Origin of the sequence: Kitasatospora sp. NPDC059722, from assembly GCF_042733235.1 — a bacterium.
Lineage (GTDB): Bacteria > Actinomycetota > Actinomycetes > Streptomycetales > Streptomycetaceae > Kitasatospora.
In genome coordinates this window covers 1-5,143 of sequence record NZ_JBHWGD010000073.1, presented here as the reverse complement: position 1 = coordinate 5,143, position 5,143 = coordinate 1, and the positions used below count along the sequence as shown (strand labels likewise).

The window sequence follows — 5,143 nt, the reverse complement described above, 5'->3', positions numbered from 1 at the left end:
ACTCTCACAAAAAAAAACCCCCCCCGCGGCTCTGCGCCCCCCGCGGGGGGGGGGGGGGGGGGGGGGGGGGGGGGGGGGGGGGGTGCCCCCCCCCCCCCCCCCCGCCCCGGTCTCGCTGTGTAGGGTCCGGGGTAGTCAACAGACGCGGTGTCGGCCCGAGTCCGGGCCGTCCCCCCGAGGCCTTCCAGGTCGGCGAGACCTGTCACACATGTTCGTGGGAACACTCACCTTCGACCTGCTGCTGGGCGACGTCCACTCGCTCAAGGAGAAGCGTTCGATCGTGCGGCCCATCGTGGCCGAACTGCAGCGCAAGTACAGCGTGTGCGCTGCCGAGACCGGGAACCAGGATCTGCACCGCCGGGCCGAGATCGGTCTGGCGGTGGTGTCCGGCGAAGCCGGGTACGTCACCGAGATCCTGGACAGCTGTGAGCGGTTGGTCGCCGGCCGCCCCGAGGTGCAGCTCCTCGCCGCGAGGAGGCGCTACCACAACGACGACGACGAATAACCCCTGTGGAGCGCGCCGGCGGAAGTCGCCGTTCTCACACAGATCAGGACCCAGAGCGCCCGCAAGGCCGGGCGCGGGCCGGTACTTTGGGGCGTGGGCCCCGACGGGCAGGCAGCTCGCCCGGGTACCGGGCCCATTGCACGAGGAGGCAACGTGACCGACACCGCAAGGGCGCGCAAGCTCGCCGACCGCATCCAGGTGGTCGTCGCCCAGACCCTGGAGCGGCGGATCAAGGACCCGAGGCTCGGGTTCGTGACCATCACCGACACCCGGGTGACCGGGGACCTGCGCGAGGCCACCGTCTTCTACACCGTCTTCGGTGACGACACCGAGCGCGAGGCCACCGCGGCCGCGCTGGAGAGCGCCAAGGGCGTGCTCCGCTCGGAGGTCGGCAAGCAGACCGGGGTGCGCTTCACCCCGTCGCTGACCTTCGTCGCGGACGCCCTGCCGGAGAACGCCCGGAACATCGACGACCTGCTCGACCGGGCCCGCAGCTCCGACGCGGCCGTGCGCACGCAGGCCGCGGGCGCGACCTACGCCGGCGACGCGGACCCGTACAAGGTCCCGGCGTCCGAGCGTGACGACGAGGACGAGTAGTCATGACGGGTGAGCCGGCGCAGGCCGGTTCGGCGGCCGGTTCGACCACGGGGGCGTCCTTCACCAGCGCGGTGGAGGGTGCCCTCGCGGTGCTTCCAGGGTCGGCGCTCGCGGGCTCCGCGCTCCAGGGGCCGGTGCTCCCCGGGCCGCGGGCCGAGGAGAGCGGCTTCGAGCTGGTCTGGCAGGCCGTGGTGGCCGAGATCGGGCGGGCCGGCACGATCGACCTGATCTGCCACATCTGCCCGGACGGCGACGCCCTGGGCTCCGCCCTGGCGGCGGGGCTGGCACTGCGCGGGCTCGGTCACGACGTGCGGGTCTCCTTCGGCGACGATCCGCAGGTGGTGCCCGAGTCGCTCGCGTTCCTGCCCGGCCAGGAGCTGATCGTGCCGGCCGCCGAGGTGCCGGACACCCCCGAGCTGGTGCTCTGCTTCGACGTGGCCGCCGAGAGCCGGCTGGGCCTGCTGCACGCCAAGGCCTTCGCCGCGCCCGTGCTGGTGGTCCTCGACCACCACGCCTCCAACCCGGGCTTCGGCACCCACCAGCTGATCGACCCGACCGCGCCGGCCACCGCCGTGCTGGTCGACGAACTGCTGCGGCGGCTCGGCGTCGAGCTCGACCAGGACCTGGCCACCTGCCTCTACACCGGCGTCGCCACCGACACCGGCTCGTTCAAGTACCGGGCCACCACGCCCGCCACCCACGAACTCGCCGGGCGGCTGCTGGCCACCGGCATCCGGCACGACCTGATCTCCCGGCAGCTGTGGGACACCTCCTCCTTCGGCTACCTCAAGGTGCTCGCGGGCGCCCTCGACCGGGCGGTCTACGAGCCGGACGCCGCGGGCGGACTGGGACTCGTGTGGACCTGGGTGCCCTACCAGGACCTCGTGCTGTTCAGCGTCACGATCGAGGAGATCGAGGGGCTCATCGACATCCTGCGCCGCCCGGCCGAGGCCGAGGTGGCGCTGGTGCTCAAGCAGGACCCGGACGGGACGCTGCGCGGCTCCTCGCGCTCCAAGGGCGCCGTGGACGTCGCCGCGGCCTGCGCCGAACTCGGCGGCGGGGGGCACGTCTACGCGGCCGGGTTCAGCGCCCGGGCGGACGTGACCACCGTGGTCGGGCGGTTCCGGGACGCCCTGCGGCCGATGGGCTGAACGTCCCGCGTGTGATCATGCTGTGACCGTTGTTTGAGAGAAAGAACCCGATGAAGCGCAAAGGCACCGGCCCCGACGGCCTGGTGATCGTCGACAAGCCGGAGGGCATCACCTCGCACGGGGTGGTCGCCAAGCTGCGGTGGCTGGCCGGGACGCGGAAGGTCGGCCACGCCGGCACGCTCGACCCGATGGCCACCGGCGTGCTGGTGATCGGGGTCGAGCGGGCCACCCGGCTGCTCGGCCACCTGATGCTCACCGCCAAGACGTACGAGGCGACGATCCGCCTCGGCCAGACCACGATCACCGACGACCGGGAGGGCGAGGTCACCTCCTCCACCCCGGCGGACGGGGTGGAGCGGGCGGCGATCGACACCGGGATCGCGGCGCTGACCGGCGAGATCATGCAGGTGCCGTCCAAGGTCAGCGCGATCAAGATCGACGGCAAGCGGTCGTACGCGCGCGTGCGCGAGGGCGAGGAGTTCGAGCTCGCGGCCCGGCCGACGACGATCCACTCCTTCACCGTGCACGACCAGCGCGCCGCGGTCGCCGAGGACGGCACGCCGGTGATCGACCTGGACGTGACCGTCGAATGCTCCTCCGGCACCTACATCCGGGCGCTGGCCCGGGACCTCGGCGCCGGGCTCGGCGTCGGCGGGCACCTGACCGCGCTGCGGCGCACCAAGGTGGGGCCGTACTCGGTGGAGTCGGCACGGACCCTGGAGCAGCTGGAGGCCGCGGTCACCGGCGAGGCCGCCGCGGGGCTGGAGGTCATGCCGATCGCGGACGCGGCGGCGGCCGCCTTCCCGCGCTGGGACCTCGACGCCCCGCAGGCCGAGAAGCTGTCGCACGGCGCCCGGCTCAAGGCGCCCGGCATGGGCGTGGACGGGCCGATCGCCGTGTTCGGGCCGGACGGGCGCTTCCTCGCGCTGGTCGAGGAGCAGGGCGGGCAGGCGAAGCCCGTGGCGGTGTTCGTCGGCTGACGCCCCCCTTCTCGAACCGAAACCCCCGTCGGAGCCTTCCGGCGGGGGTTCATTCGTCTGTGGGAGCGCGCGAGGTGAAAGCCGGTGGTGAGCGGCGCGTGGGCGGTCGGGCCGTCCCCGGGACGGGCAGGTCTCCGGGCGTCGGACGAGGGACGCTTTCACGGGGGAGGACAGGCGCATGCCGGGATTCCTGGACGGCGACACGGCGGGCGATCCGGGGCGGTACCTGCTGCGGATCCGCGACCTCAACGGGCGGCTGCACGGCTTAGGGTTCGTCGCCGACCCGCAGGGCACCGTGCTGACCTCCCACGAGTGCGTCGCGGGCCTGGACCGCGTGGTGCTGCACACCCCCGGCGGGCAGACCCGGGTGCTCGGCCCGGACAGCGTGCTGCCGCTGCCGGGGCACGGGCTGGCGCTGCTGCGCACCGACGCGGTCGGCGGCCTGCCGGTGCCGCCGCTGCCGGTCGCCGCCGCGGGGGCCGGGTGCCAGGTGCTGCTGCCCGCGCTCGCCGGCGAGGACGGACGGGTGGTGGGGCTGCGCTGCGGCGTGCTCGGGGTGACGGGCGCGGGGTACGCGGCGCCGGACCGCGTCCACCTGCTGCGCGGGGTGCTGCTGCTCGACGTCCCCGTGGTCGGGGGCGTCGCCGTGCCGGCCGGGTCGCCGGTGCTGGACGCCCGCAGCGGCGCGGTGGTCGGGCTCGCCGCGCCCGCGCTGGGCGGTCCGTGGCACGGCGGCGCGCTGCCGGCGGTGCCGGCCGCCGGCGGGGTGGCGCCCGCGCCGGAGCTGGCCGGGCTGACGGCGCGCAACGCGGCGGCGGTGCCCGCGTACGGGCCCGCGCTCAACCTCGCCGGGGTGCTGCGGCTGGCCGGCGTCCAGCTGGGCTCCGCCGGGGCCGGTCCCGGCCGGGTGGCCGGGCTCGCCGCCGACCGGGTCGACCGGCCGGACGGCCTCGCCGGGGACGCGCCGGCAGCCACCGTCACCGTCCTCGTCGGCGCGCCGGGCAGCGGTCGCAGCACCGAGCTCGCCGCCCTCGCCGTGCGCCGCACCGACAGCGCCCGCCCGCTGCCCACGCTCTGGCTGCGCGGCGCGGACCTGCGGGCCGGGGACCGGTCGCTCGCCGAGCCGCTGGAGCGGGCGCTGGCCGGGGCGGCGGCCGAACTGGGCGTCGCGGCGCCCGCGCCGGAGCCCGTCGCAGCCCTCTGCGCGGCGGCGGGGCGGCCGCTGCTGGTCGTCCTGGACGGGCCGGAGGAGGCCCCCGTGGCGCCGGGCGCGGCCTGGCTGCGGGCCGCGGGGGAGTGGCTGACGGGCTGCGGGGCCCGGCTGCTGGCGGCATGCGGGGAGGAGAACTGGGAGACCCCGGCCGCGGGGGAGTGGAGCGAGCCGGGCGACGACGGCCCCGCCGACGACCGGCACCGCGATGAAGCGCACCAGGAGGCCGCGAACGGCGACCTGGCCAGCGCCCCGACCGTACGGGTGGTCCGCCCGGCGCCGCCCAGCCTCGCCGTGCACCGCCTCGGGCCGCTGCCGGCCGAGGCGGCGGAGCGCGTCCGGCGCCGGTACGGGCTGCCGCCGGGCCGGCCGGGCGCCGCCGACGCGCGGCACCCGCTGGCGGTGCGGCTGGCCGGCGAGCTGTGGGCGCTGGAGCTGGCGGGGGAGCCCGCGGACCGGGGCGAACTGTTCGGCGCGTACCTCGACCTGCGCTGCCTGCGGGTGGCGCAGCAGCTGGCGCTGTGGCCGGCCGGCGAGGGCCGGACGCGCCGCCCCGGGGCGCACCGCAAGGGCGCGGTGCGCCCGGCCGGGGGGGGGGCCGGGGGGGGGCGGCGGAAAGGCGCGGCGGGGTGCGGGGGGGTGGAACGAGCGGGCCGGCGGTTGATCGGGGCGGGGGAGGGCGGGCTGGAGCGCGGAAGGT

Annotated in this window: 4 protein-coding genes and 1 pseudogene; all 5 read left to right on the top strand. The window is 76.2% G+C overall.

Translation table 11 applies throughout. From position 1 onward, the window contains the following. Positions 1-208: 208 nt before the first annotated feature. Positions 209-505, top strand: a complete 297-nt coding sequence (locus ACFV4F_RS33160; RefSeq protein WP_359972107.1) for a DUF503 domain-containing protein — start codon at positions 209-211, stop codon at positions 503-505. 153 nt (positions 506-658) lie between these two features. After that, positions 659-1,102, top strand: coding sequence for a 30S ribosome-binding factor RbfA (rbfA, locus tag ACFV4F_RS33155; protein ID WP_380445463.1), 444 nt, complete (start codon positions 659-661; stop codon positions 1,100-1,102). 2 nt (positions 1,103-1,104) lie between these two features. Beyond that, positions 1,105-2,253, top strand: coding sequence for a bifunctional oligoribonuclease/PAP phosphatase NrnA (locus ACFV4F_RS33150; RefSeq protein WP_380508150.1), 1,149 nt, complete (start codon positions 1,105-1,107; stop codon positions 2,251-2,253). Positions 2,254-2,303: 50 nt separating this feature from the next. After that, positions 2,304-3,233, top strand: a complete 930-nt coding sequence (truB, locus tag ACFV4F_RS33145) for a tRNA pseudouridine(55) synthase TruB (protein WP_380498213.1) — start codon at positions 2,304-2,306, stop codon at positions 3,231-3,233. A gap of 178 nt (positions 3,234-3,411) precedes the next feature. Beyond that, positions 3,412-5,143 (top strand): annotated as a pseudogene (locus ACFV4F_RS33140) (hypothetical protein); the annotation flags it as partial.